The following is a 3,266-nucleotide window of genomic DNA, read 5'->3' as shown; positions in this document are numbered from 1 at the left end:
ACAACTGACTAATGTTAAAATCCTGAATTAGAAATTTAGGATATTTTTATGTCAGTTGTAACTAACCCAATCAAGTTTGGTACAGATGGTTGGAGGGGTGTGATAGGTGAGGAGTTTACCTTTGAACGTCTGGCATTAGTCGCAACCGTAGCAGCCAAAGTTTTACATAATACTTACTTTTCGGAAGTAGGTAGTCGAACGATTATTGTCGGTTATGACCGCCGATTTATGGCGGAAGAGTTTGCCCGTGTGGTTGCCAATGCCGTCACCGCAGTGGGTTTTGATGTCCTGTTTAGCGAAACTTTTGCCCCCACTCCGGCTTATAGTTGGGCGGCTAAAGAACTCAAGGCTTTAGGGGCATTAGTTGTGACAGCTAGTCATAATCCTGGTGCATATTTAGGATTAAAAGTTAAAAGTGCTTTTGGTGGTTCAGTACCACCGGAAGTTACTCAAGAGATAGAGGCTTTGTTATCAGAAGAAGTTGCCCCAGCGGCGATTTCAGGTAAGGAAGAAACCTTTGATCCTTGGCCAAGTTATTGTCAAGCATTAGCGGCTAAAGTTGATATTCACAAAATCAAAGAAGCGATCGCAACTGGCAAGTTAACAGTATTTGTGGATGTCATGCACGGTGCAGCGGCTGGAGGACTAACACGATTATTAGGGGAACAAGTCAAAGAAATTAATAGCGACCGTGATCCTCTATTTGAAGGTGGTGCACCTGAACCTTTACCAAAGTATCTTTCCCGGCTATTTACAGTTATGAAAACTCATCGGGAAACCCATAAAACCGGTTTAACTGTGGGTTTGATATTTGATGGAGATTGCGATCGCATTGCCGCAGTAGATCAAGATGCTAATTTCCTCAGTTCCCAAATCTTAATTCCCATCTTAATTGACCATTTAACCCTACGGCGGAACTTTCAGGGCGAAATCGTTAAAACTGTCAGCGGTTCGGACTTAATGCCCCGTGTAGCCGCATTACATAACCTTTCTATCCATGAAACAGCAGTAGGTTATAAATACATTGCTGACCGAATGTTAGCGACGCAGGTATTGCTAGGTGGTGAAGAATCCGGTGGCATTGGTTATGGTAGCCATATTCCCGAACGTGATGCTTTATTATCGGCACTTTATGTATTAGAAGCTGTGGTGGAATCGGGGTTGGATTTAGGTGAATATTATCGCTATTTACAACAACAAACTGGTTTTTCATCCAGCTATGATCGGATTGATTTACCTTTAGCTAATATGCAAGTTAGAGGGCGACTATTAGACCTTTTACAATCCCAACCTTTGATGGAAATTGCGGGTAAAGAAGTCATTGGTTGTCAAACAATTGATGGTTATAAATTCCGTTTGGCTGATCAAAGTTGGTTAATGATTAGATTTAGCGGAACTGAACCAGTTTTACGTCTTTATTGTGAAGCTGCAACTCTGGAAGAAGTTCATCAAACTCTAAATTGGGCAAAAAATTGGGCTGAATCGAATTAATTACAGCACATTTAGCGGGAGTTACACATTATGCGGGCAAGATGCCCGCACTACAACGGTTTGATTATTCAAGTTTGGAGGGTTTAGCAATGCTAAACCCCTACCCGCAGAATCAAATAATTACTTCCCGACACATCTCTGAGAAGCGTTGGCAGCCATTAGGCACCAATCCAATGCTGTATAAACTTCAAGCGTAAGTAGGTGAACAGAAGAATTTAAAGGTATATAACGGTATGTAAAGTTGTCTCAATGCGAGATTCTGATTGAGTTTCAGCCATTTTACAAAACGCAATACCCCTCATTTTTATTTTGTTTACCTACTTAGCATTACTTATGACAGCAGCTTAGTGATTAGACGTAAGTAGCAAATATTTTGTTTCTATGGAAATGCAGTAGCTATTTATTTCGAGAATTTTTCGGCTCAAATTTCAAATATGTTCCTCCCAATCCTTCTACAATTGTTCTTGTATTAGCAGTCATCATTTTCTGATAGGTTTCTCCGTCACTTCCTGATTCACCTAGTCCGTTAATATAAAGTGGTCTTTGAAAAACCTTTACTTTCGCTGCTGTCGCTACAGGTGCGAGTAAATTAGAATTGGTATTTGTATCTGCAAAAATTGTTGGTACTTGAGCTTTTTGAATATCTCTAACCAAATTCATGACTTTTGGATCTGTCAATTTTCCTGTATTTTTGACATTACCTAAATTGACTGAATAGGGAATATCATAAGCTTTGACATAATAAATCATGGCGGAATTTGTTGTCACTAATTTTCGATTTTTATCGGGAATACTAGCTAATCTGCCTTTAATCCAACTATTAATTTGATTAATTTCTTTAGTTACTTTTTTGGTATTTTTATTATAAATATTTTTATTTTCTGGTGCTAATTTAACTAAACTACTATTAATTATTTCTACCATTTTGATAGTATTATTAGGATTATGCCAAACATGAGGTTCAATTATTTGCTTACCATTTTTTCTGATTTGGATGGAATTTACACCCATAGTTTTAGCAACGGCAATTTTTAATTTAGGTTTTTTAATCTCTTCAATAATTTTAATTAACCCTGGTTCAAAATTATAACCATGATACAATACTAAATTAGCATTTTTAATGGCTTGATTATCTTCTGGAATGGGTTTATAATTTATGGGATTTATCCCAGGAGGAATTAAACAAATCAGATTAATTGTATCTCCAGCAACTTGTTTTGTTAAATCGCAAATTACGCTATTAGTTACTACGACAAACGGTAAATTATTATCAATATTTTTATTAGTGGTATTATATATTGTATTAATAGGTTTATTTCCACATCCAGATAAACCCACCATTAAACCTAAAATGGTACTTTTCAATAAATGTGTAGATAGGTTTTTTTCTGACATAATTGATTGTAATTGATGAATATATTAAAAAGTCCAGAAATAATTATATAAAGTAATAAAGACACAGACTTGCTGTGTCTTGTAAAACATTTATTGTTCTAATTTATTAAATTCCAGCCATAGGTAACTTACCTTGTAATTTCTGTAAATTAGCTTGAACACAATTAGTGCAATTGCAACCAATTTGTTGTATTACAGAATGTGTGATGCTATTTATTTGCGGTGTAGCTATATCAAAATTTGCTTGATTAGATGTCACCACAATCATTTGGACAGCGGGTGCAGCTTTGAATTTGGAAGCGTGTGCTGGGTTAACTACCAATAGCAGAGATGCTAAAAACATAGGAAAAGCCAGCAAAATCAGTTTGACTATTTTCATA

Annotated in this window: 3 protein-coding genes; 1 reads left to right on the top strand and 2 read right to left on the bottom strand. The window is 36.3% G+C overall.

What is annotated here, in order from left to right; all coding sequences use genetic code 11:
• Window positions 1–48: 48 nt before the first annotated feature.
• A complete protein-coding gene (locus FJR08_RS14440; protein WP_168633623.1) occupies window positions 49–1,491 on the top strand; it encodes a phosphoglucomutase/phosphomannomutase family protein in 1,443 nt (480 codons plus the stop codon).
• 396 nt (window positions 1,492–1,887) lie between these two features.
• Here the strand turns inward: FJR08_RS14440 and FJR08_RS14435 are convergent, their stop codons facing one another.
• On the bottom strand, window positions 1,888–2,886 hold the full coding sequence (locus FJR08_RS14435; protein WP_174783104.1) for a metal ABC transporter solute-binding protein, Zn/Mn family: 999 nt from the start codon (window positions 2,884–2,886) through the stop codon (window positions 1,888–1,890).
• Between the two features lie 106 nt (window positions 2,887–2,992).
• Window positions 2,993–3,266: hypothetical protein (locus FJR08_RS14430; RefSeq protein ID WP_015078372.1), on the bottom strand; the 274-nt coding region annotated here is incomplete at its 5' end.

It is taken from the genome of Dolichospermum sp. UHCC 0260 (genome assembly GCF_009711985.1).
Lineage (GTDB): Bacteria > Cyanobacteriota > Cyanobacteriia > Cyanobacteriales > Nostocaceae > Dolichospermum > Dolichospermum lemmermannii.
Note: the sequence above shows the minus strand (reverse complement) of the source record. Positions and strands in the feature narration are given on the sequence as shown.